Annotated in this window: 14 protein-coding genes and 1 other RNA gene; 4 read left to right on the forward strand and 11 right to left on the reverse strand. The window is 65.7% G+C overall.

Features of this window, described 5'->3' with window-relative positions:
- The first annotated feature begins 170 nt into the window (after positions 1 to 170).
- A complete protein-coding gene (locus BSTEL_RS08910; RefSeq protein WP_034529742.1) occupies positions 171 to 1,067 on the forward strand; it encodes a 6-phosphogluconolactonase in 897 nt (298 codons plus the stop codon).
- Between the two features lie 791 nt (positions 1,068 to 1,858).
- Here BSTEL_RS08910 and gndA read toward each other — a convergent pair.
- The 6 genes from gndA to BSTEL_RS08940 form a co-directional block, all read right to left on the reverse strand.
- Positions 1,859 to 3,313, reverse strand: coding sequence for an NADP-dependent phosphogluconate dehydrogenase (gene gndA, locus BSTEL_RS08915; protein ID WP_034529744.1), 1,455 nt, complete (start codon positions 3,311 to 3,313; stop codon positions 1,859 to 1,861).
- A gap of 182 nt (positions 3,314 to 3,495) precedes the next feature.
- A complete protein-coding gene (locus tag BSTEL_RS08920) occupies positions 3,496 to 4,032 on the reverse strand; it encodes a gluconokinase (protein ID WP_034529746.1) in 537 nt (178 codons plus the stop codon).
- 7 nt (positions 4,033 to 4,039) lie between these two features.
- On the reverse strand, positions 4,040 to 5,287 hold the full coding sequence (manD, locus tag BSTEL_RS08925) for a D-mannonate dehydratase ManD (RefSeq protein WP_034529749.1): 1,248 nt from the start codon (positions 5,285 to 5,287) through the stop codon (positions 4,040 to 4,042).
- A 155-nt stretch (positions 5,288 to 5,442) separates the two neighbouring features.
- Positions 5,443 to 6,855 carry a mannitol dehydrogenase family protein gene (locus BSTEL_RS08930; RefSeq protein WP_034529752.1) on the reverse strand — a complete coding sequence of 471 codons (1,413 nt, stop codon included), beginning with the start codon at positions 6,853 to 6,855 and terminating at the stop codon, positions 5,443 to 5,445.
- 68 nt (positions 6,856 to 6,923) lie between these two features.
- Positions 6,924 to 8,336, reverse strand: coding sequence for a glucuronate isomerase (gene uxaC / locus BSTEL_RS08935; RefSeq protein ID WP_034529755.1), 1,413 nt, complete (start codon positions 8,334 to 8,336; stop codon positions 6,924 to 6,926).
- A gap of 87 nt (positions 8,337 to 8,423) precedes the next feature.
- On the reverse strand, positions 8,424 to 8,858 hold the full coding sequence (locus BSTEL_RS08940; RefSeq protein ID WP_034529758.1) for an HIT family protein: 435 nt from the start codon (positions 8,856 to 8,858) through the stop codon (positions 8,424 to 8,426).
- Positions 8,859 to 8,996: 138 nt separating this feature from the next.
- On the opposite strand from BSTEL_RS08940, the gene BSTEL_RS08945 reads away from it, so the two are divergent.
- Entirely contained in the window at positions 8,997 to 10,085 is a 1,089-nt protein-coding gene (locus tag BSTEL_RS08945; protein WP_084686227.1) for a LacI family DNA-binding transcriptional regulator, read from the forward strand.
- Between the two features lie 136 nt (positions 10,086 to 10,221).
- On the opposite strand, the gene BSTEL_RS08950 is transcribed toward BSTEL_RS08945, so the two are convergent.
- Positions 10,222 to 11,727 carry an MFS transporter gene (locus tag BSTEL_RS08950; protein WP_034529759.1) on the reverse strand — a complete coding sequence of 502 codons (1,506 nt, stop codon included), beginning with the start codon at positions 11,725 to 11,727 and terminating at the stop codon, positions 10,222 to 10,224.
- Positions 11,728 to 11,820: 93 nt separating this feature from the next.
- On the reverse strand, positions 11,821 to 13,119 hold the full coding sequence (locus BSTEL_RS08955; RefSeq protein ID WP_034529760.1) for an MFS transporter: 1,299 nt from the start codon (positions 13,117 to 13,119) through the stop codon (positions 11,821 to 11,823).
- A gap of 594 nt (positions 13,120 to 13,713) precedes the next feature.
- On the opposite strand from BSTEL_RS08955, the gene BSTEL_RS08965 reads away from it, so the two are divergent.
- Complete coding sequence (locus tag BSTEL_RS08965) at positions 13,714 to 16,764, forward strand: family 78 glycoside hydrolase catalytic domain (RefSeq protein WP_476574992.1); 3,051 nt, start codon at positions 13,714 to 13,716, stop codon at positions 16,762 to 16,764.
- A gap of 115 nt (positions 16,765 to 16,879) precedes the next feature.
- Here BSTEL_RS08965 and trpD read toward each other — a convergent pair whose 3' ends face one another.
- The 3 genes from trpD to hpf form a co-directional block, all read right to left on the reverse strand.
- Positions 16,880 to 17,926, reverse strand: coding sequence for an anthranilate phosphoribosyltransferase (trpD, locus tag BSTEL_RS08970; protein ID WP_034529767.1), 1,047 nt, complete (start codon positions 17,924 to 17,926; stop codon positions 16,880 to 16,882).
- Between the two features lie 204 nt (positions 17,927 to 18,130).
- Positions 18,131 to 21,052, reverse strand: coding sequence for a preprotein translocase subunit SecA (gene secA / locus BSTEL_RS08975; protein WP_034529768.1), 2,922 nt, complete (start codon positions 21,050 to 21,052; stop codon positions 18,131 to 18,133).
- 245 nt (positions 21,053 to 21,297) lie between these two features.
- The gene (gene hpf, locus BSTEL_RS08980; protein ID WP_034529771.1) at positions 21,298 to 21,966 is read right to left on the reverse strand and encodes a ribosome hibernation-promoting factor, HPF/YfiA family; all 669 of its coding nucleotides are present in this window, start codon (positions 21,964 to 21,966) and stop codon (positions 21,298 to 21,300) included.
- Positions 21,967 to 22,234: 268 nt separating this feature from the next.
- Here hpf and rnpB point away from each other — a divergent pair.
- An RNA gene (rnpB, locus tag BSTEL_RS11540) (RNase P RNA component class A) lies at positions 22,235 to 22,611 on the forward strand.
- The last annotated feature ends 11 nt before the right edge of the window (positions 22,612 to 22,622 follow it).

The raw sequence follows: 22,622 nt of genomic DNA on the forward strand, positions 1-22,622 counted from the left end.
TTCGACAGCCCCCTCCGACGAGGGGGCTGTCGAACGCAGTGAGACTGGGGGAGAGATAGCCGGAACATGCCATCCATACCGTTCTCTCCCCCACCCGCTTCGCGGGAGCCCCCTCATCAGAGGGGGCCGAAGTTTCGAATCCTGATGACATCCTGATGAAGGAGTTTCATATGGCAACCCGTACACTCGTCGTCTATCCGGACAAGTCCGTGATGATTCATGCCGGTGCCGCGCGACTCGTTCTGGCGCTGCTGGACGCGCTGGACGAGCGTCTGCAGGACGGCTCGCGCCGCACGCGCGTCGACGTGGCGCTCTCCGGCGGCTCGGCCGCGCAGCCGCTCGGACTGATCGCGACCGATGACTCGATCGCCGCGCTGGCCAAGTCGATCGACTGGTCGCGCGTACACTTCTGGTTCAGCGACGAACGCTTCGTCGCCGTCGACTCCCCCGACCGCAACGCGGTCGAAGCGCGACGACTGCTGCTCGACGGGCTCGTGGCGGCGGGCTCGCTTCCCGAGGCGAACATCCACGAGATGCCGGCGGACACGCGTCCGGCCGCGGAGATCGAGAAGGTGACGCGCGACGCGGACAGTCCCGACGAGTTCGTGCGCTCCGCCGCCGATTCGGAGAACGCTTCGCTCGTGGACGCGGCCGCGCGTACGTACGCGGACGAGCTTGTGCGCGAGATGGGGCCGGAGCCGGTGTTCGACCTGATGATCCTCGGCATGGGCCCCGACGGGCACTATGCTTCGCTGTTCCCCGCCTCCTCCGGGCATGCCGAGGTGCAGGTGCGCGACCGGCTCACGGTCGGTGTGACCCACTCCCCCAAGATGCCGCCGTTGCGCGTCTCCCTGACCGCGCCATTGATCGCGCGTTCCCGCCACACGTGGTTCTTCGCAGCCGGAGCGGGCAAAGCGGAATCGCTGGCGCACGTGTTCGCCGCCGGTGGCGACGTGCCGAGTGGTGACGTCGTGCCGAAGGGAGACCCGGAGTACCCATCCTCGTTCGCCGGCGGCACGGACGAATTCACTTGGTTCACCACCGAAGAGACGGTGACGAAGCTGTAGCTTTCGGGGGTTTCTCGGGGGGGCTCCTCGGGGAAGCTTCGGGGCTACTCTCCGAAGCTTCGAGGCTTCCCTCCGAGTCTCCCCGTGTCTCCGAGTCTCCCGTCTTTCCAAGCGCAATAAATCCCGGAAATCGGCGGCTTCATCCGGGAATCGTTGCACTGACTCCAGCTCAACGCAAGTAATCCCGGAAAACAGCCCCGTTCTCCGGGATTTGTTGTACTGAACTGTGGTCAGCGCAAGTAATCCCGGGAATAAGCGGCTTCTTCCGGGATTTATCGCGCTGAGTCGGAGTCGGCACAATAAATCCCGGAGAACGGCCCTGTTTCCCGGGATTTATCGCATTGATGGGATATGGGGTGCCTGAAAGAGGTCCAGCGCGATATTTCCCGGGAATCCGGCCTATCGTCCGGGAATCCTTGCACTGAGCTGAGGTCAGCACAACATCTCCCGGAGAACAAGACCGTTTTCCGGGAAATGTCGCACTGAGACGAGACCAGCACAAGAAATCCCGGACGAGCGGCATGTCGTCCGGGATTTATCGCGCCGGAAAAGGGGCTACGCCTCGATCTCAGGCTTCGTTTTGTCTTGGCCGGCTATCGCCGGCCTTCTTCGATCAGCGATTACGGACTCGCCTGACGGCGAGACCCAATGCCGGTGCGGCGGCACAGCCGCCGCACACCGAGCCGGTCGGAGAGCCCACGGGGCTCTCCTCGTCCTGTCTTGGCCGGCTGTCGCCGGCCCCGAAGAGGGCCGGGAAGCCCACAGGGCTTCCCTAAGCCGGAGATCGAAGATTACTCTTCGATCTCCGGCTTACCCTCTTCGGCCCACAGCGTGTGGAACACGCCGGGCTTGTCGACGCGGCCGTAGGTGTGGGCGCCGAACAGGTCGCGCTGGGACTGGGTGAGCGCGGTGGGCAGGCGCTTGGAGCGCAGGCCGTCGTAGTAAGCGAGGGAGCTGGAGAACACCGGGGTGGGGATGCCCGCCTCGATGGCCTTGACGATCACGCGGCGCCACGCGTCCTGCGACTCGCCGATGATCCTCTCGAAGTACGGGTCGAACAGCAGCGAGGCCGGCGGGTTGTCGCCCTTGAACGCCTCGGTGATCCGGTCGAGCAGGAACTGGGCGCGGATGATGCAGCCGCCACGCCAGATGCGCGCCACCTCGGACAAATCGATGTCCCAGCCGTACTCCTTCGCGCCATCCTGGATCTCGTTGAGACCCTGCGCGTAGGCGACAACCTTGGAGGCGAACAGCGCGCGACGCACGTCCTCGATGAACGCGGCCTTCTCCTCGCCATCGAGATCGATGGTCCTGTCCGGGCCGGCCAGGTTCTCCCGCTGGGCGGCCTCGCGCAGCTCGCCGTGGGAGGAGAGCGCGCGGGCGAACACGGCCTCGCCGATCGAGGCGACCGGGGAGCCGAACTCGAGACCGGTCTGCACCGTCCACGTGCCGGTGCCCTTCATGCCCGCGTGGTCGACGACCACGTCCACGAACGGCTTGCCGGTGGCCGCGTCCTTGTGGTGCAGCACCTCGGCGGTGATCTCGATCAGGTAGGAGTCGAGGTCGCCCTTGTTCCACTCGTCGAACACGCCGGCGATCTCCTCGGCCGTCATCCCCAGGCCGCGGCGCAGGATGTCGTACGCCTCGCCGATCACCTGCATGTCCGCGTACTCGATGCCGTTGTGCACCATCTTCACGAAGTGGCCGGCGCCGTCCGTGCCGATGTGCGTCACGCACGGCTCGCCGTTCACCTTCGCCGCGATCGACTCCAGAATCGGCCCCAACGTCTTCCAGGATTCCGCGGTGCCGCCGGGCATCAGGGACGGGCCGTTCAACGCGCCCTCCTCGCCGCCGGACACGCCGCAGCCCACGAAGTGGAAGCCCTTGGCGCGCACCTCCTTCTCACGCCTGATGGTGTCCTTGAAGAACGAGTTGCCGCCGTCGACGATGATGTCGCCCGGCTCGAACACCTGCTCGAGCTGCTCGATGACCGCGTCGGTCGGGCCGCCGGCCTTGACCATGATGATCGCGGTGCGCGGGCGCTTCAACGACGCGGCGAACTCCTCCAACGTCTTGGTCGGGACGAACGCGCCCTCCGTGCCGTGCTCCTCCATGAGCTTCTCGGTACGCGACCAGTGGCGGTTGAACAACGCCACCGTGTTGCCATGATGCGCGAGATTACGGGCCAGGTTCGACCCCATCGCCGCAAGTCCGATAACACCGATGTTTGCCGTAGGCTCAGTCATTATTGTTGCTTTCCTTCGATTATTCTGAATGTCTGAATGCCGTATACGAGACGTATACATGAAACGGATATGAGGTGATGGCGCGGAGCGATACCCGTCCGCGCCGACGAAGAGGCCGTTGCTCCGATACGCATGATGGGTGGCGGGTATCGGACGATAGCCGCCACCCATCATGCGGTGGATCACCCGGCGCTGACGCCGAGTCCTTCGAGCAGCCTGTGCGCCAACTCGTCCACCTCGCCCTTGTTGACCATGCGCAGTCCGTGCTCGTCCGCCTCAAGCGGTTCGAGTGTGTCCAACTGGGACTTCAGCAGCGACAGCGGCATGAAGTGCTCGCGGTTCGTCATGCGCTCGGCGAGGTCGGCTTCGTCGAGGTCGAGTTCGGCGAACAGCACTTCGCCGTCGGCTTCGCGCAGCACGTCGCGGTAGGCGCGTTTGAGCGCGGAGCAGGTGACGATGGTCGAATGGCCCTCATGCGCCTGTCGGGTCATCCAATCCCGCAGGGACCTCAGCCAGGGCCAGCGGTCCTCGTCGGTCAGAGGATGCCCGGAGGCCATCTTCTCGATGTTCGCCTTGGGGTGGAAGTCATCGGCCTCGGCGTAGGGCCATCCGAGGATCCTCACCAGTTCCTCCGCCATGGTGGTCTTTCCGGTGCCGGCGACGCCCATGACGATGATGTGGCGGACCGGGCTGGGTTGCGGGGTGCCGGTGGTGGTCATGCGCCGATCACCACTCGTGCATGGTGCCGTCGAGCAGACGGTCGACGGGCAGCGGGGCCGGCTGGTACGGGTACTTGGCGGCGAGCTTCTCGTCGAATTCGACGCCGATGCCGGGCTTGTCGCCGGGGTGCAGGTAGCCGTCGTTGAAGGTGTAGGAGGTGTGGAACACCTCGAGCGTTTCGTCGGAGTGCTTCATGTACTCCTGGATGCCGAAGTTCGGGATGGCGAGATCCAGGTGGAGGTTCGCGGCCATGCCGACCGGGGAGACGTCGGTCGGGCCGTGGAAGCCGGACTTGACGCCGAAGAGCTCGGCGAAGGCCATGAGCTTCTTCATGTGGGTGAGACCGCCCGTGTGGGTGACGGCGGAACGCACGTAGTCGATGAGCTGCTCCTCGATCAGCGTGATGTAGTCGGACCAGGAGTTGATGATCTCGCCGATGGCGATCGGCGTGGTGGTGTGCTCGCGCACGATGCGCAGGAACTGCTGGTTCTCCTCGGCCGGAGTGGTGTCCTCCATCCAGAAGAGGTCGTACGGTTCGAGGAGCTTGCCGAAGCGGGCGGCCTCGATCGGGCGCAGACGATGGTGGGAGTCGTGCAGCAGGATGAGGTCCTTGCCGTACTTGTTGCGCACCTCCTCGAACACGCCGGGCAGCGTGTTGAGGTAGGTGCGGGCGTCCCACACCTCCTCGACCGGCACGGTGGTGCGGCGGGCGGGCTCGTAGTCGTAGCGCACGCCCTTCTCGCCTTCGCCCTTCTGCGCGTTGGCGGAGCCGGCGACGCCGTAGGTGGAGGGGATGCCGGGCAGCGCGTACTGCACGCGGGTCGCCTTGAAGCCGAGGTCGCGGTACATGTCGATGCTGTCGAACAGGCTGGGCAGGTCCACGCCGGAGGCGTGGGCGTAGGTGAGGATGCCCTTGCGGGAGGCTCCGCCGAGCAGCTTGTAGACCGGCATGCCGGCCTTCTTGCCCTTGATGTCCCACAGGGCGACGTCGACGGCGGAGATGGCGGCCATGGTCACCGGTCCGCGCTTCCAGTAGGCGCCCTTGTACAGGTACTGCCAGATGTCCTCGATGTTGTCCTCGTCCTTGCCGATGAGCGAGGGGGCGATCGTCTTCAGGTATTCGGCGGCGACGAGTTCGCGGCCGTTGAGGGTCGCGTCGCCGAGGCCGGTCACGCCGTCGGTGGTCGTGATCTTGAGGACGACGAAGTTGCGTCCGGGGCTGGTGACGAAGACTTCAGCCTTTTCGATTGCCATGGTGGTTGTTTCCTTTCTTGGATTCGGCGCGGTTCCTTCCGCGTCCGAGGTGTTGTTGGTTGTTGGTTGGATGGGTACGTTGCTGGGTATGGTCGCGTTCCGGACCGGATGTGCCGGACGGACCGGATAAACCGGAAGGCCGGACGAACCGGACGTCAGTCCGTTGCGGACTTGGCGTCCTCGGCGGCTTTGGAGACGGCTTCGATCTGGACGTCGACCGCGTTCACGAAGCGTTCGTCGGCGGCGAGGTCCTTGTCGAGGTAGGCGACCACGTCGCGCGTCGCATGTTCGCCGTGCGCGTCGGCGAGCGCCTTGACCGTGGCGAGGTCGACGTCCTTGGCGCCGTCGTCGCCGAACCGGCGCAGGAACAGGATCCATGCGGCGATGGCGCGGGCGGCCGGGCAGAAGGAGTTGCCGTCGGCCAGGGCGTGTTTGGCGGCGGGCACGATGCGCACGGGGATCTTCTGGGATCCGTCGGCGGCGATCTGCATGAGATGATGGTGGATGCGCGGGTTGGAGAACCGTTCGAGCAGTTTCTCGCGGTATTCGTCCGCGGGGATGGACAGGTAGCTGCCCGCCAGTCCCCACCATTCGTTGACCCATTCGCGCAGGGTCGGGTCCTGGATCGCCTCGGCCACGGATTCGTAGCCGAACAGGGGGCCGACGTAGGCGAGCGTGGTGTGCGATCCGTTGAGCATCCACAGTTTGCGCTGCTCGTAGGGTGCGACGTCGTCGGTGATGGTGGCGCCGGCCTCGTCCCAGGCGGGGCGTCCCTTCGGGAAGTCGCCGGCGATCACCCATTCGAGGAACGGTTCGGTGCGCACGGGGGCCGCGTCGTACCATCCTTCCTGTTCGGCGACGGTTTCGCGGTCGTCGTCGGTGGTGGCGGGCGTGATGCGGTCCACCATGGACGACGCCCAGGCGACGTTGTCGTTCGCCCAGTCCAGCAGCGTCGGGTCGACTGCTTCGATGGCCTGTTCGACGACGCGGCGGAACGCCTGGCCGTTGCCGGGGAGGTTGTCGCACGGCAGGATGGTGATCGCACCGGCGTCCGCGGCGCGGCGGGCGAGCAGTCCGGAGACGATCTTCGCGGGAATCGTGTTCAGCGTCTCCACGTTCGGGTCGTCGGCGAGCGCCTTGAGGTCGGCGGCGACGAGCTCGTTGGCGGTGTCCAGATCGCCGTTGTGGTCGCGCATGTAGCCGGCTTCGGTCACGGTGGAGGTGACGATGGCGATGCTCGGGTCGGCGAAGCGGTGGCGCAGGGCGGCCACGTCGCCTCCCGCGTGGACGGAGGACAGCGAGGAGATGACTTCGAACGAGTCGCCTTCGGGCGCCGAGGTGATGAGCGTGTACACGTCGCCCTGCGGGTCGAGGTTGTCGACCATGCGGCGGCTGCGTCCGGTGAACGCGGCGATGCCCCATTCGTCGGCGTCCGGCGCGTGTTCGGTGTACCACGCCTGGTGGGCGCGGGTGAAGTTGCCGACGCCCAGGTGGATGATGCGTTCGGGGGCCGCCGGACGACCGTGTTCGGCGCGGGTCAGACGCGGTTTCTCGGTGAAATCGGTCATGGTTCCTTTCCTTTGCTGCTTGTATTGCGATTGGTGATGAGGTTGCGTTGGACGCGGTGTCCGTCGCGTCAATCGAGTTTGAACACCTTGCGCGGCTGGTCGCGCACGGCAGCGCGCACGATGTCGCGTCCTTCGTCGAGGCTCAGGCGGTGGTCGGCGACGAAGCCGGCGACGAAGCGCGCGGTCAGACGCCGGTTCATGTCGTGGCGGGACGGGATGGAGCACAGGGCGCGCGTGTCGTCGATGAATCCGGACAATTTGGTGAAGCCGGCGGCGACCACCGTGGACTGGAAGTAGTGCAGGATCGGTTCCGGGGCGTCGATGAACCACCAGGGGGCTCCGACGTACAACGCCGGGTAGAAGCCGGCGAGGGGGCCGAGGGAACGCGAGTATTCGGTCTCGTCCATCGTGAACGCCACGAAGTGGAAGTCCGGGTTGTTCCCGTATTCGTTGAGCAGCGGCCGCAGGCCTGCGGCGAAGTCCACCTTGTCGGGGATGTCGGCACCGGTGTCGGGACCGTATTCGACGAAGTTGCGGTGGTCGTAGTTGCGGTACACGGCCGGGTGGATGGTCATGACCAGGCCGTCGTCCTGGGCGAGCCGCGCCTGGTCGTTGACGAAGTGGCGGCGCAGACGGGTGGCGTCGTCCGGATCGATGGATTCCTTGAGCGCCTTGGCGTAGAGCGTGCGCGCCTCCTCCTCGGTGAGCCGCGCGGTGCCGGCGTCGGCGTGGGAGTGGTCGGAGGCGACGGCGCCATGCTCTTTGAAGTAGAGGCGGCGGCGGCGCATCGCCTCGTGGAACCCTTCGTACGTGGTGGTGTCCACGTCGGCGGCGGCGCCCAGCGCGGCGGCCAGTTCCGGCCAATCGGCGCGCGCCGGTTCGAGGTACTTGTCCGGGCGGAAGCAGGGGGCCACGCGGGCCGGGAAGTCCTCGTCGGCGTTGACCTTGTCGTGGAGGGCGAGGTCGTCGACCGGATCGTCGGTGGTTGAGATGAACTCGATGTTGAAGCGCTTGGCGAGTTCGCGCGTGGTGAATTCGTCGGAGGCGAGCAGTTCGTCGAACTCGTCGTAGATGCGGCCTGCGGTGTCCGGACCGAACTTCTCGTCGATGCCGAACACGCGTTGCAGCGCATCTTCGAACCAGTAGCGCATCGGGGTGCCGGCGAAGGCGTTCCAGTGTTCGCCGAGCAGGAGGAACGCCTTCCTGGCCTCATCGTCCGTGTAGTCGGTGCGGTTGACGCCGAGTGCGGACAGCGGCACGCCCTGCGAGTGCAGCACGCGGGTCACGTAGTGGTCGGGCGTGATGAACAGGCTGGTGGGATTGGCGAAATGCAGGTCCTGCGCGAACCACGCCACCGGCACGTGACCGTGGGGCGAGATGATCGGCAGGTCGCGGACCTCCTCGTAGAGGTCCTTGGCGATGCCTTCGATGTCGTGATCCCCGGAAAGCAGACGTCCGTCGTCCAGAATGAACTTCTTCATTGTTTCCATGCCTTTGATTATGGGCTTCACCGTCCGTCGGGAAGCGTTGTTGCCATGCGTTGCCGTTGTTGCCGTCCGTTGCCGTCGCTAGAGTCTCGACGCGATGGCTTCGGCCATGAGACGGTATTCGGATTCCTCCAGGTACACGCGCCGCGGGTTCATCTGGAACACGCTCCCCCATTCGAAATCGTCGTCCGCGTACTTGGGGACCAGATGGAAGTGGAGATGGTGGCCGCCGTCGCCGTAGGCGCCGTAGTTGATCTTGTCCGGCTGGAAGATGTCGTGCAGGACGCGCGCCACATGGTTCACGTCGGCGAGGAACGCGTTCCGCTGCCCGTCGTCGAGGTCGACGATCTCGGACACGTGATGCTTCGAGGCGACGATGACGCGCCCCCGGTGGCTCTGTTCCTTGAACAGCACCACCTTGGATGCGGCAAGCTCGGCGATCTTGATGCCGAACGCGTCGAGGGCCTCGCCCTCATCGCAGTACGCGCATGCGTCCGGAACCGTCTGGTTGGCCATGATTCCTCCTTGAAATCGTTCGGGCCGTTGATTGATGTCTTCTATGGAACGCCTTCCGCGGCCCCCACACCGCCCGTTGCCGTCGTTTGCCAAACGTGGGGGGGCACGGGCGATCGTCGCGGCGATAGAATCGTCCTCATGGACGAGGCAGCGACCGGCCCGGCAGGAAAGGAGATCGTCATGGACGACGAACGGAAGGCAACCAACGGCAAGGTGACGATCAGGGACGTCGCGCGCGCCGCCGGGGTCAACCCCTCCACCGTTTCCCGCGCGTTCGCCCGCCCCGGCCGTGTGAACGTGGACACGGCGAAGCGGATCTTCGCCGTCGCCGACGAACTCGGCTACCGGTCCGAAACGGTGCACTCGTATCCGACTTCGGGCGACGGTGGCCATCTCAACGGACTGATCGCGTTCGTCGTGGCCGATCTCGCCAATCCGATATACGCCGAGCTGGTCAAAAGCGCGCAGCATCAGTGCCTGCGCAAAGGCTTCGGCCTTCTGGTCATCGACTCGGAGGAGAGCGGCGCCCTGGAGCAGAACGCGCTGCGACAGACCAACGTGCATATCGATGGCATCGTCCTCGCCTCGTCGCGCCTGTCCGATTCCGCCGTGCGCAAGATGGCCGAGACGAAACCCGTCATCACCATCAACCGTTCGGTACGCGGCGTGCAGTCGGTGATCGCCGATACGCATGAGGGCATCGCCCAGGCCGTCAAGCATCTGGACGAGCTGGGGCACGCGTCGATCACCTACCTGTCCGGCCCCGCGGCCTCATGGCAGGACGGCATCCGCTGGAGGGCGCTCACCGCGGCATGCGAGGCGCGCCATATCCGTCTGCGCCGCATCATGTGCCCCAATCCCACGTTCTCGGGCGGCTACCGTTGCTATGACGCGTACGCCAAGAACCCCACCACGGCGGTCATCGGATACAACGATCTCGAGGCCATCGGCTTCATCGCCGCGTTGAAGGCGCATCAGGTCGCCGTCCCCCAGCAGGTCTCGGTGATCGGCATCGACGACACGCCCATCAGTGCGCTGACCACGCCCGCCCTGACCACCATCCGGCTGCCGCGCCGGCAGATGGGCGAGGCGGCCGTCCAGGAGCTCATCTCACGCCTGCTGCACACCGCGCACGATCACACGATGGTGCCGATCCGGTTCGCGACGACGCTGGTGAACCGCGCCAGCACGGCCGAGGTCGACCGGCTCACGGCCTACGCGTCGTGACGTGGCAGAGCGCGTCACGTTCCGTAGAGGATCCGCCCCGACCGCGTAGAACATGATGGTCCCCTTCCCCGCGCGGGCGGGAAAGGGGACCATCATTGCAGCGGACATGCGGACGGATACGTGGACGCCGGCATCGTCAGCGTTCGACGGGCCACGCCCTGTCGTACGGGGTGCCGCTGAGCTGTTCGACAATCATGCGGGTCTTCGCGTCGGCGTCGGCCTTGCTGCCGCCGTTCTTGAGGCGTTCGAGCTCGTTGCGCACGATCTCGTGGTTCGCGGGATTGACCTTGAACGTCAGCGCGACGAGCAGGGCGAGCACGATCAGCGTGCCTGTGAACAGCATGAGCACCAGCGCGATGGCCATCTGCACGCCCGGGGTCTGGGTCTGCGCGCCGTGCACGAATCCGGAGCGGTCGAGGATCCAGCCGGTGGCGATGGAGGCGACGGCCACGGTGGTCTTGCGGCAGAAGGTCATGACCGCGGCGAACTCGCCGGCGCGGTTGCGGCCGGTCACCAGCTCGTCGATGTCCGGGATGAACGGGAACACGTTCCATGGCGTGAATTCGAGCGTGGCGCGTCCGATCTGGTAGAGCAGCGAGACGACGAACAGCCATGCGATCAGATGCGACGGCCTGAAGACGAACAGGCAGAAGTAGGCGACCAGCATGACGAGCATGAGCCCGTATCCGGACACGTACAGGAACTTCGGGCCGCGTTTGATCATGAGATAGCCGGCGACGAACGTCACCAGCAGTCCGACGATGGACAGCGACAGCATGTTCGCCGCGACCGTGGCCGTGAGCCCGAGGCAGAACGTGCAGAAGTAGGCGAACACCGTGTTGAACGTGTCCTTGCCCGTGAACGACAGCAGGTAGATCGCCAGATGCTTGCGGAAGCTGCGGTTCTTCAGCGTGGTCGCGTACTCCTTGACGATCTCCAGCGGGGAGACCTTCTCCTCGGTGACCTTCGCCTCCTGGCGCAGCACCTCCTCGACCGGCAGCTCCCATGTGGTCATCGTCGTCACGAAGAAGCACACGAAGAAGATGACGGCGAAGATGGCGCCGTTGATGAGGAACGGGATCGGGGAATCCTGGCCGAGGATGCGGAACAGCTGGCCGGGGATGAACGTGGCGAGGAACGTGGCGCCGGCGGAGATGAACATGCGGGAGCCGGAGAGCTTCGTGCGTTCCGTGTAGTCCTTGGTCATCTCGGTGGGCAGCGTCTCGTACGGGATCATGATGGCGCTGGAGATCACCTCGAAGGCCATGTAGGTGGCCAGATAGTACCAGAAGTCCATGCCGCCGATCCACAGGGTCACGTAGCTCAGCAGCAGCGGGGAGCCGATCAGCATGAAGAAGTGCCGGCGGCCGAAGCGCCTGCCGAGCCGCGTCTTGTGGAAGTGGTCGGTCAGAGAGCCCATCATCAGCGTGGTGAACGCGTCCACCACGCGCGAGACGCCGACGATCAGTCCGCCCTGGGTGGCGGTCAGTCCGCAGTACTGCGTGTAGAAGAACATCATCCACGCGCCGATGATCGTCATCGATCCGCCGCCGACGAAATCGGTGATGCCGTAGCAGATGCCCCTGCCGAGGGTGATTCTGCGGGGCCGGTAGAACCGGCTCACCTTCTTGTTGTCAGACACGTCAGTCTCCTCCTTTGGATCATGTGTCCATACGGGCGGGGCGTGCGCCCATCATACGGCGATGCGCGCACGCCCCGGCGTCGTCGCCGCGGCTCAGTTCTCCGCGAGCACGGCGCTGCGGGATTTCTCGGTGTTGATCATGACCACGCCGGCGAGGAACGACACCAGGATGATGCCGAAGAAGCCCCACGCGGTGGCGCCGATGTTCTCCGGCGCGACGAGCGTCGGGGTGACGATGGCGAACAGGGCGCAGCAGATGCGGGAGAAGCCGTTGAGGAAGCCCTGGATGGAGGCGCGGACCTGGGACGGGAAGGCGTTCTGGGTCCACAGCTTGTACATCGCCTCGCCCGCGAAGGAGTTGAAGATGTTGAACAGCGCGAGGCCGGCGACGATGAACCACAGGGAGCCGTTGCCCATGCCGATGCCGATGGCCATGACGGCCATGGCGACGACCTGCATGGCGCCGCCGAGGAAGAACAGCGGCTTGCGCAGATGGCTGGCGGAGATGCCGGTGAACACGGCCGACATGATGGTGGCGACGGTGAGCAGGATCAGGCCGATGCCGGTGGCGAAGGTCTGGCGGTGCGCCTCGTCCGGGATGTTCACGGCCAGCAGGTAGGTCTGGAACTGGCCCCACGTGTTGGCCAGCAGGTTCCATGCGACGTAGTAGACGCCGATGCCGATGAAGGAGAACAGGAAGACCTTGCTGTTCTTGCCGAACAGGACGGAGCTCACGCTCACCTTGACGGTTTCGCTCTCGCCTTCCGCCTTGGCGGAGGCGAGTTCACGGGCCGCGGCCTCGGCGTGGATCTCGGCCAGGGACTTGCTGAACGTGCGCCACAGGGCGGAAATCAGGGCGATGACCGTCAGGAAGACGAAGACCACGCGCGCGGAGACGATGCCGGTGGTGGACAGGAAGAACGTCACCAGATAGGAGATGAACTGGCCGAAGTGCCAGTAGATCTGGTGGCTGGAGACCAGTTTGTTCGAGATGCCCTCGTTCGGAGCGTCGGTGGACATGATGGACAGCGACACCGGCAGTTCGGTGCCGGAGGTCAGGCCCAGGATGGCGGCCGCGACGAGCAGCGACGGGTAGTTCGGGGTGAACGCCATGATCAGGGTGCCGATGGCGTAGATGAAGTTCACGTAGTTGTATACGCGCACACGTCCGATGGCGTCGGCGATGCGGCCGCCGAACAGCGAACCGAAGCCGATGCAGAACGTCATCACGCTGGACACCACGCCCACCTGCACCGGGCTCAATCCCAGATAATCCTTGATGACGGTGATGGTGGCGCTCAGACCGACGATGCAGCCGGAGCCCAGGATGCCGCCCAGACCGCTGGCGATCTGCAGCCCCTTGTACTTACCGAGTTTCGTGGATTCGCTCATGCGAATGCTCTCCTTGCCTGTTTGTTGTCCTGGCACGCGACCTTGCGATTGACCGGCGATAGAATCCCCGTCGAAAGCCCATGTCGATGATGTCGTCCAAACCATCCACGCAGATGGGTTGAATTGCCCTTCAATGTAGGGCCGGGACGGCGGGCCGGCAAACCGCGACGGCCTCCGCTCCCCCGTCCGAACGTCGCTGGAGCGCTCTCGCCCACGGGTGGAATCCAATGGGGAGAACGGCTGGGAACGAACATCGACGGTGTTCGCATGCATGCGGCAAACTGTGGCAACAAGGCCGGGGAGGCCATGGCCGCCGGCGCCGCGGGACGCCGCCGGCAGGCTGCGGCGGCAGCGGCAAATCTTGGCAATCATGCCGGTCCGCGGGTTCCGCCGGCATAATGGGGACCACGCATCCATACGGAAATCAAGCGGCAAAGGAGCTTCCATGAATGTAGCAACCAGACCGACTTCGGGCACACCGGCGTTCCAGGCGGCGTCCAATGACGAAGGCGATGGTCTGTACCGTCCGCACGAACTGCTGACCGCGCTGCGCGACGAGCCGATCGGCATCGCGCAGACGCGTCCGCGCCTGTGGTGGCAGGTGCCGGTCGTCCCCGGCGTGGGCGGCGACCAGCTGTCCTATCAGATCCAGCTGTCCCGCTCCCCCGAGGCTTCGCCGACGGCGCCCCGATCCAGAGCACGCCCGAGATCAGGTCGTCGCAGAGCACCGCCGTGCCGTGGCCGTTCGAACGGCTCACCTCCCGTCAGATCGCCTTCTGGCGCGTCCGCGTGCGCATCGGACGCGCCGGCGGCGACTCCGTGCTCACCGGCTGGAGCGAACCGGCCAAGGTCGTCGTCGGACCGTTGGGCCCGCGCGATTGGGACGACGCGACCGGCATCTGGACCGAAGGAGGCGCCTACGTGCGTCCGGCCGATCCGGGACCGGCGCTCTGCATGAACGGCACGTTCTCCACCCGCTTCAAGGTGACCGGCACGTCCGCCGGCGTGTTCTTCCGCATCTCCGTGGACTGCCAGGACGGCTACCTGTGGCGTTTCGACGCCGACGAACGCAAGCTGTACAAGGTGCATATGCGCAACGGCCATGAGAACCCGATCGCGACGGTCGATCTGCCCGACGGCATCGACCTGCACGACTACGTGGATCTGTCGATCAACGTCGACGGCAATCATGCGGGCACGTTCATCAACGACGTCCCCGTCGACTCGGACGACGACATCGCCTTCGACGGACCGTCCTACGGTTTCAAGACGGTCGCCGGCGAATCCCTCGCCGTGAAGAACGCGACCATCGTGCCCCTCAACGAGACCGAACCCGTGTTCCAGGCCGCGTACGACGACGACTCGGTCGTCCCGCCGTACGCGCATGTGGCCGACGGGGCCATGGTCATCGACGAGAACGCGTTCGGCCTGCTGGGCGACGTGCTCCCCGGCGACTACTGGGCGCTGCTCCGGCACGACTTCGATCTGCCTGACGGGCAGATCACCGGCGCATACCTGTACGCCACCGGCCGTTCCCCGTTCGGCGCGCGCCAGCATGTGTACCGCGTGTGGGTGAACGACGCGTACGCGGGCCAGGGGCCGACGCGCGACATCGGTCGACGCGCCTACGAGACCCACGACGTCACGTCGCTGCTCAAGGCCGGCTCGACCAACACCATCGCCTTCCAGGCGTGGACGCAGACCGGCGGACGCGTGCAGGCGCTGCTCGACGTGCATTATGCCGACGGCCATGTGGAGACCATCGTCACCGGCCCCGAATGGCAGGGACGTCCGGGACTCGACTGGCTGCCCTGGGCCGGCGACATGAACGTGAAGGTCAACTACTTCGTGGCGCCGCGCGAGAACATCGACGCCCGGCACGAACCGCTCGGCTGGAAGGCGCCGCATTACGCGGGCACCGACTTCCGTCCCGTCGCGCTGCGCGGCGTGGTCGACAATCTCCACGCCGACGACTCCGCCGGCATCGGACGGATCGAATACCATCCGGCATCCGTGACGAAACTGGGCCCGGGCCGCTGGCTGTTCGACGCCGGCGTGGAACGCGTCTATTCGGTTCGCGCCAGTCTCGTCGCGCCGCGCAGCCTGTCCGGCACCGAACTGACGCTGCGCATGGGCGAGGAGCTCAACGAGGACGGATCGGCACGATACGAGCTGCGCAGCGGCATCCGCTACGAGGACACCTGGACGTTGCGCGAAGGCGCCCAGACCCTGGAACACTGGGGGTACCGCTGCTTCCGCTATCTGGAGATCGACACGGTCGACGACCTTGACCTGTCCGACGCCATCACGTTCCTCAACGATGTGGTGCCCGAACCCGCGCAGGTCGGCTCGTTCGCATCGTCCGACGACGTGCTCGACGAAGTGTGGAGGCTGTGCGCCAACAGCATGATCGAGAACCGCAACGACCTGTACATGGACACGCCGACGCGCGAGCGCATGCCGTATGAGGGAGACCTGCTCACCCGAGGCCGCGGCGAGGTCGTGTACTCGCACTCCTACGACCTGCTGCGCAAGACCTGCCGGTACATCGTGCGCATCCCCGGCAAGTTCACCGAATACAAGTTCATGCCGATCCAGATGGCGTACGAGGAGTATCTGGAGACCGGCGACGCCGACGCGCTCGCCGAGGACTGGGCCCTGTACGAACGCGAGCAGGGGCTGCGTTGGCTCAACGGGGACGGTCTCATCGAAAAGGACCGCAAGACCCCGCTCAACGACGACATCATCGACTGGCCGCAGCCGAAGGAGATCGACGGATTCGAGTTCACCCGCGTGAACACCGTCGTCAACGCGTGGCAGTATGCGGCGCTCGACTACCTGTCGAAGGCCGCGGAGGTGTCCGGACGCCATGACGACGCCCGCAGCTTCCGCCGTCTGGCCGAGCGCATGCGCGATTCGATGAACCGTCAGATGTTCGACGAACGGCTCGGCGCCTACCATGACGGCCGCGACACCGACCATACGGCCATCCATTCGACCATGTATTCGGCGGCGCTCGGCGTGCCGGAGCCCGACCAGATGAAGCGCATCGGCGAATGGCTGGTCTCGGACGGTCGTCTCGACTGGGTGCCGGTCAGCTGCAACGCCGTGGCGTGGTTCCTGGAGGCCCTGTACCGTTGCGGTCAGGATCAGGCGGCGCTCGAGGTCATGCGCTCGCACAGCGAGACCTCCTGGTGGTCGATGATCCACCGTTGGGGCGCGACCCAGACGATGGAGGCATGGAGCCCGGAGATCAAGCCGAACACCACGTTCTCCCACCCGTGGGGAGCCAGCCCGATCGTGGCGATCGCCCGCTGGCTGCTTGGTGTGAGGCTCGTCGAGGCCGGAGCCTCGGAGATCCTCGTCGAACCGCATCCGGCCGATCTCAAACGCGCCAAGGGCGATGTCATCACCGTGCGCGGCCCGGTGTCCGTGGACATCGAGCAGGATGAGGACCGCACCTCGTTGCAGGTGACGATGCCGGGCAATACGAACGGCACGCTGCGTTGGCCGCTCAAGGGCGCCAAACTCGCCGACGTGACCGTCGCCTACCCCGATGGCAGTGACGGGTCGGCCGCGAAGAAGAAGGGCGACTGGCTCGAAGTGCCGCTGACCGCGGGCACGACGAGCGTCGTCATTCGATGACGCTCGGCTGACGTCCCACCTCACGGCCGTGTGATTCACGCGGCCGTGGGACTCCTTTCCTTCCTGCCCCTCCGCTCCTCGTCAGGCGGAGGGGCTTTCCACGTTCCGGAGCGGGTCAGGCCTTGGCCTGGGCGGTGGCGATCCACTTGTCGAGCAGCGCCGCGGCCTCGCCGGAGTCGACGGTCTTCTCGGCGAGCGCGTAGGCTTCGCGGAAACGTTCGGCCAGCGTGCCGTCGGAGACCAGATGGCCGTCGGCGACGATGGCGGAGGCGGCGTTGAGCAGCGCGGTGGTGCGGGCGGGCACGTCCTTGCCGGCGAGGAAGTCGCGGAACGCCTGGGCGTTGACCTCGGGCTCGCCGCCTTTGAGCGTGGCGACGTCGATCTTCGCCAATCCCAGTTCGACGGTCGGGTCGAACTCGGTCTCGGTAACCTTGCCGTCGCGGATCTCCCACACGGAGACCGGACCGGTGGGCGCGAGCTCGTCAAGACCCTCGTGCGAGGTGTACACCATGCCGGACTGGCCGTTGGCGGCGTACACGGCGGCCATGATCGGGCTCACCTCGCGCTTGGCGCAGCCGATGGCCACGTGCGCGGGCTTGGCCGGGTTGGTGAGGGGGCCGAGCACGTTGAACACGCACGGGATGCCGAGCGCTGCGCGGATCGGGCCGACGAAGCGCATGGCCGGATGGAAGGTGCGGGCGAACGCGAAGGTGATGCCCACCTCGTTGCCGATCTCCCCCACCGCTTCGGGGCTGAGTCCCAGCGGCAGGCCGAGCGCTTCGAGCACGTCGGCGGCGCCGCACTTCGAGGAGGCGGCGCGGTTGCCGTGCTTGACGATCTTCACGCCGGCCGCCGCCGCGACGACCGAGCCCATCGTCGACAGGTTCACGGTGGAGAATCCGTCGCCGCCGGTGCCGACGATGTCGGTGGTCTCGCCGGAGACGTTCAGCGGCACCGCATGCGCCACCATGGCCTTGGCCGCGCCGGACACCTCCTCCGGGGTGAGTCCGAGCTGCTGCTGCATCGCGAGCGCGGCGCCCACGGCGGCCGGGTTCGCGTTGCCCTTCATCAGATCATCGACGAACCATTCGGATTCCCCGGCGCTCAGATGGTCTCCCCCGACCAGCTTGGTGAGAATCGACTTCCATGTGATCTCTGCCATTGTTCCTCCTTGGCGCGTTCGGCGCCCGATTCACCAGTAACGCCGCTCATTGTAGTGGCCTCGGGTTTCCTCCCGCCGGAACTTCCATATAGCAGAACGCCCGGCGGCGCATACGGCCGCGATACGGAAGCGGCGGCTCCCGCCCGAAGGCAGGGAGCCGCCGCTCATCGAAGGACGGACGTCACATCATGGACGTCACCGACGTCACTTCTCGTTCTGGCCGTGGCACATCTTGTACTTGCGGCCCGAACCGCACGGGCACGGGGCGTTGCGGCCGGTGCCCGGGAACGTGCGGCCGTCGGCCCACGGGGTCTTCAGCTCCTCGTTCTTCGGACGCTTGTTGGCCGGGACCTTGCCTTCGGCGTGGCTGATCGGGGCGGGGCCGGAGATGGCGGACGTGGTCTCGCCGGCCTCGGACGCCTTCGCGGCCTCGGCGATGGCCTCCTTCTCGGTCTCGTCCTGCTCGGACTCCTCCTCGACCTCGCCTTCGGCGGCCTCGGCCTCGCTCTCGCCGTCCTCGTCGGGGCCGGCGGCCTCGGTGGCGGCGGTGATGCCGAGCTCGCTCTCGGTGGCGTCGACGGCCGCATCCTCATCGGATTCGGTGGTCGTGTCCTCGGTACGGGCGACCTCGCGGATGTCCACGTGGAAGAGCAGCTGGACGGACTCCTCCTTGATGGCCTCGACCATCGAGTTGTACATCTGGTAGCCTTCACGCTGGTATTCGACCAGCGGGTCGCGCTGGCCCATGCCGCGCAGACCGATGCCGTCCTTGAGGTAGTCCATCTCGTACAGGTGCTCACGCCACTTGCGGTCGAGCACGGCGAGCACGACGCGGCGTTCGAGCTGTCGCAGCCCCTCGGCGCCGAGCGTGTCCTCGAATTCGGCGTACTTGGCCTTCGCGTCGGCGACGATCACGTCGCGCACCGCCTCGACGGCCTTCTCGCCCTTCTTGCCTTCGGCGGCCTCCTTGACCTCGTCGACGGTCACCTCGGTCGGGATCACGGTGTTGAGCGCCTTGAACAGGCCCTCCCAATCCCAGTCCTTCGGCTTGTCGGAGCCGTTGTTGGCGCCCTTCACGTAGCTGGCGACGGTGTCGGAGATGAAACGGAGGATGTCCTCGTGGATGTCCTCGCCCTTGAGCACGGCCTGGCGCTCGGAGTAGATGACGGTGCGCTGCTTGTTCATCACGTCGTCGTACTTGAGCACGTTCTTGCGGATCTCGAAGTTCTGCGACTCGCGCGCCTTCTGCGCGGTGCGCACGCCCTTGGAGACGCTCTTGGCGTGGATCGGCTCGCCCTCCGGCAGGCCCTTGGCCATGACGCGGGCGACGAGCTGCGTGTTGAACAGGCGCATCAAATCGTCTTCGAGCGACAGGTAGAAGCGGGACTCGCCCGGATCGCCCTGACGGCCGGAACGGCCGCGCAGCTGGTTGTCGATGCGGCGGGACTCGTGGCGTTCGGTGCCGAGCACGTACAGGCCGCCAAGCTTCTTGACCTCCTCATGCTCGTCCTTGACCTGCGCCTTGACCTCGGCGAGGGTGCCCGGCCAGCGCTTCTCGTACTCCTCCGGGGTGTCCTCCGGGGAGTAGCCCTCGGACTTGAGCTTGGCATCGGCGAGGAACTCGACGTTGCCGCCGAGCATGATGTCGGTACCACGGCCGGCCATGTTGGTGGCGACGGTGACGGCGCCCTTGCGGCCGGCGACCGCGACGACCGCGGCCTCCTTCTCGTGCTGCTTCGCGTTGAGCACCTGATGCGGGATCTTGGCGACGTCGAGCAGCGTGGAGACGACCTCGGAGCTTTCGACGGACGCGGTGCCGAGCAGCACCGGCTGGCCCTTGGCGTGGCGGGCGGCCACGTCCTTGACGATGGCGGCGAGCTTCTCCTTCTTGGTGCGGAAGATGAAGTCGTCCTTGTCCTGACGGATCATCGGGCGGTTCGTCGGGATCGGCAGCACGCCCAGCTTGTAGGTGCTCATGAACTCGGCCGCCTCGGTCTCGGCGGTACCGGTCATGCCGGCGAGCTTGTCGTACATGCGGAAGTAGTTCTGCAGGGTGATGGTCGCGAACGTCTGGTTCTCGGCCTTGACCTCGACGCCCTCCTTCGCCTCGATGGCCTGGTGCAGGCCCTCGTTGTAGCGGCGGCCGGGCAGGATGCGGCCCGTGTGCTCGTCGACGATGAGCACCTCGCCGTGGGTGACGACGTAGTCGCGGTCGCGCAGGAACAGCTCCTTCGCCTTGATCGCGTTGTTGAGGTAGCCGATGAGCGCGGTGTTGCTCGGCTCGTACAGGTTGTCGATGCCGAGGTAGTCCTCGACCTTGGTGATGCCCGGATCCTTGATGCCGACGACCTTCTTCTTCTCGTCGACCTCGTAGTCCTCGTCGCGCACGAGCTTGAGGACCAGCTTGGCGAAGGTGCGGTACCAGCGGGTCACGTCGCCCTCCGCCGGGCCGGAGATGATGAGCGGGGTGCGGGCCTCGTCGATGAGGATGGAGTCGACCTCGTCGACGATGGCGTAGTGGTGGCCGCGCTGCACGAGCTCGCTCTTCTCCCACGCCATGTTGTCGCGCAGGTAGTCGAAGCCGAACTCGTTGTTCGTGCCGTAGGTGATGTCCGCGTTGTACTGCTTGCGGCGTTCGGCCGGCTTCTGCTCGGTGATGATGCAGCCGACGTTGAGGCCGAGGAAGCGGTAGATGCGTCCCATGAGCTCGCTCTGGTAGCTGGCGAGATAGTCGTTGACGGTGACCACGTGCACGCCCTTGCCTTCGAGCGCGTTGAGGTAGCTCGGCAGGGTGGCGACGAGGGTCTTGCCTTCGCCGGTCTTCATCTCGGCGATGTTGCCCCAATGCAGGGCGGCGCCGCCCATGAGCTGCACGTCGAAGTGGCGCTGGCCGAGCGTGCGCTTGGAAACCTCGCGCACGGTGGCGAACGCCTCGGGCATGATGTCGTCGAGCTTCTTGCCGTTGTCCAGCTGCTGCTTGAACTTCGGGGTCTGCGCCTTGAGCTCCTCGTCGGAAAGCGCCGAGATCTCGTCCTCGAGCGCGTTCACGGCCTTCGCGACGTTCTCGAGTTTCTTGATCTGACGGCCTTCGCCCATGCGCAGGGCCTTGTCAACGATATCTACCACTGTTCGCTCCTGTGTCGTTCGTTAGCGCCCTACATTCGCCCGTGACCACCGGCTGCCCGCCGTCGGTCCACGACGCGCATGCAGAGACACACTGCGGATTATCTTACGCGATATTGCCGATAAGCCGGCGCATTTCACCAAAATCCCCGGAATCATGTCGATGGGCCGAAACGCGGCGAGGGCCGCGCAGTATACTGCGCGGCCCTCGTCTATCGGATCGGATGTCCGGTGCGTCGGGACCGACGTCACTCGGCGGCCTTCACGTTCTCCGGGGTGTCGATCTCGAACACGCCGTAGCTCCAGCCGTGACGGTGGTAGACGACGGACGGACGTCCGGTCTCCTTGTTGACGAACAGGAAGAAGTCGTGTCCGATGAGTTCCATCTCGTACAGCGCCTCGTCGATGCTCATCGGCTCGGCGATGTGCAGCTTGCGTCGGATGACGATCGGGGTGTCGCCCACCTGCACCTCGACGGATTCGCCGGGGCCGAGATCCGAGGCGACTGCCGCGGCCGGGCTGTTGTTAGGCTCCTCCTCCGGGGTCTCCTCCTCGACGACCGGCGGCTCGACGACGCCCATGTCCACCGGGACCGGGTTCGTGTAGCCGCGGCGATGGTCCTTGCGGCGGTCGCGCGTGCGGCGCAGACGCAGCGTCAGCTTGTCCATGGCCAGATCGAGCGCGCTGAACTCGTCGGCGCTCGACGCCTCGGCGCGCACCACGGTGCGTCCGGCGATGATGGTGATCTCCACGCGCTTGGCGGTGTCCGCCTGACGCGGGTTGCCCTCATGCGACAGCACCACCTGGGCACGCTGCGCATCGGGCGCGATAGCGGTCACACGATTCATCTTGTTCTCTACGACATCACGAAACCTGGGCTTGACCTGCGTGTGACGTCCGGTAACGACGATTTCCATGTGGACCTCCCTTGACTCAAGCGGTTGCCCGCTATTTGCGTTCCGTACGGCGTCTTCACCGTCCGGGTACGCCCCATTCTAGACGAACCGGGCGTTAACGGCGGGAGAACTCGCGGAAAGATTATCGACACTTCGTCATTTTCCCGCGTCACGCCCGTAACATCCGCGTGATTGCATGGGTTTCGATCGTGTGCGAATCCGCCCTCCCCGCGTGTCTTCCAGCATGTTCCGAGGGGACGTGTCGGACGGTCGTGTATAGTGGTGCGGTCGAGACCCCTTGATGGCCGCGGCCCAAGTTCTGCATAGGACGCGGGCTGAGGAACTTCCGGGCTCCATAGAGCACGATGGCGGATAACGTCCGCCCAGGGCGACCTGAGAGATAGCGCAGCAGAGAACAGACCGCCCGTCCTTGACGGGTAAGGGTGAAACGGCGGTGTAAGAGACCACCGGGCCCCTGGCAACAGCGGGCCGCATGGCAAGCCTCATCGGGAGCAAGGCCAAGCAGATGGCGGTAAGGGCTGCTCGCCCGTGCCATCGGGTAGGCTGCTAGAGCCTGGCGGCGACGTCAGGTCGAGATGGATGGCCATCCGTGCCGCGCGTTCGCGCACGGCACGACAGAACCCGGGGTATAAGGGGTCTCACCTTATTTGTCTTGA

This window comes from Bifidobacterium stellenboschense (assembly GCF_000741785.1).
GTDB classification, from domain to species: Bacteria; Actinomycetota; Actinomycetes; order Actinomycetales; family Bifidobacteriaceae; genus Bifidobacterium; species Bifidobacterium stellenboschense.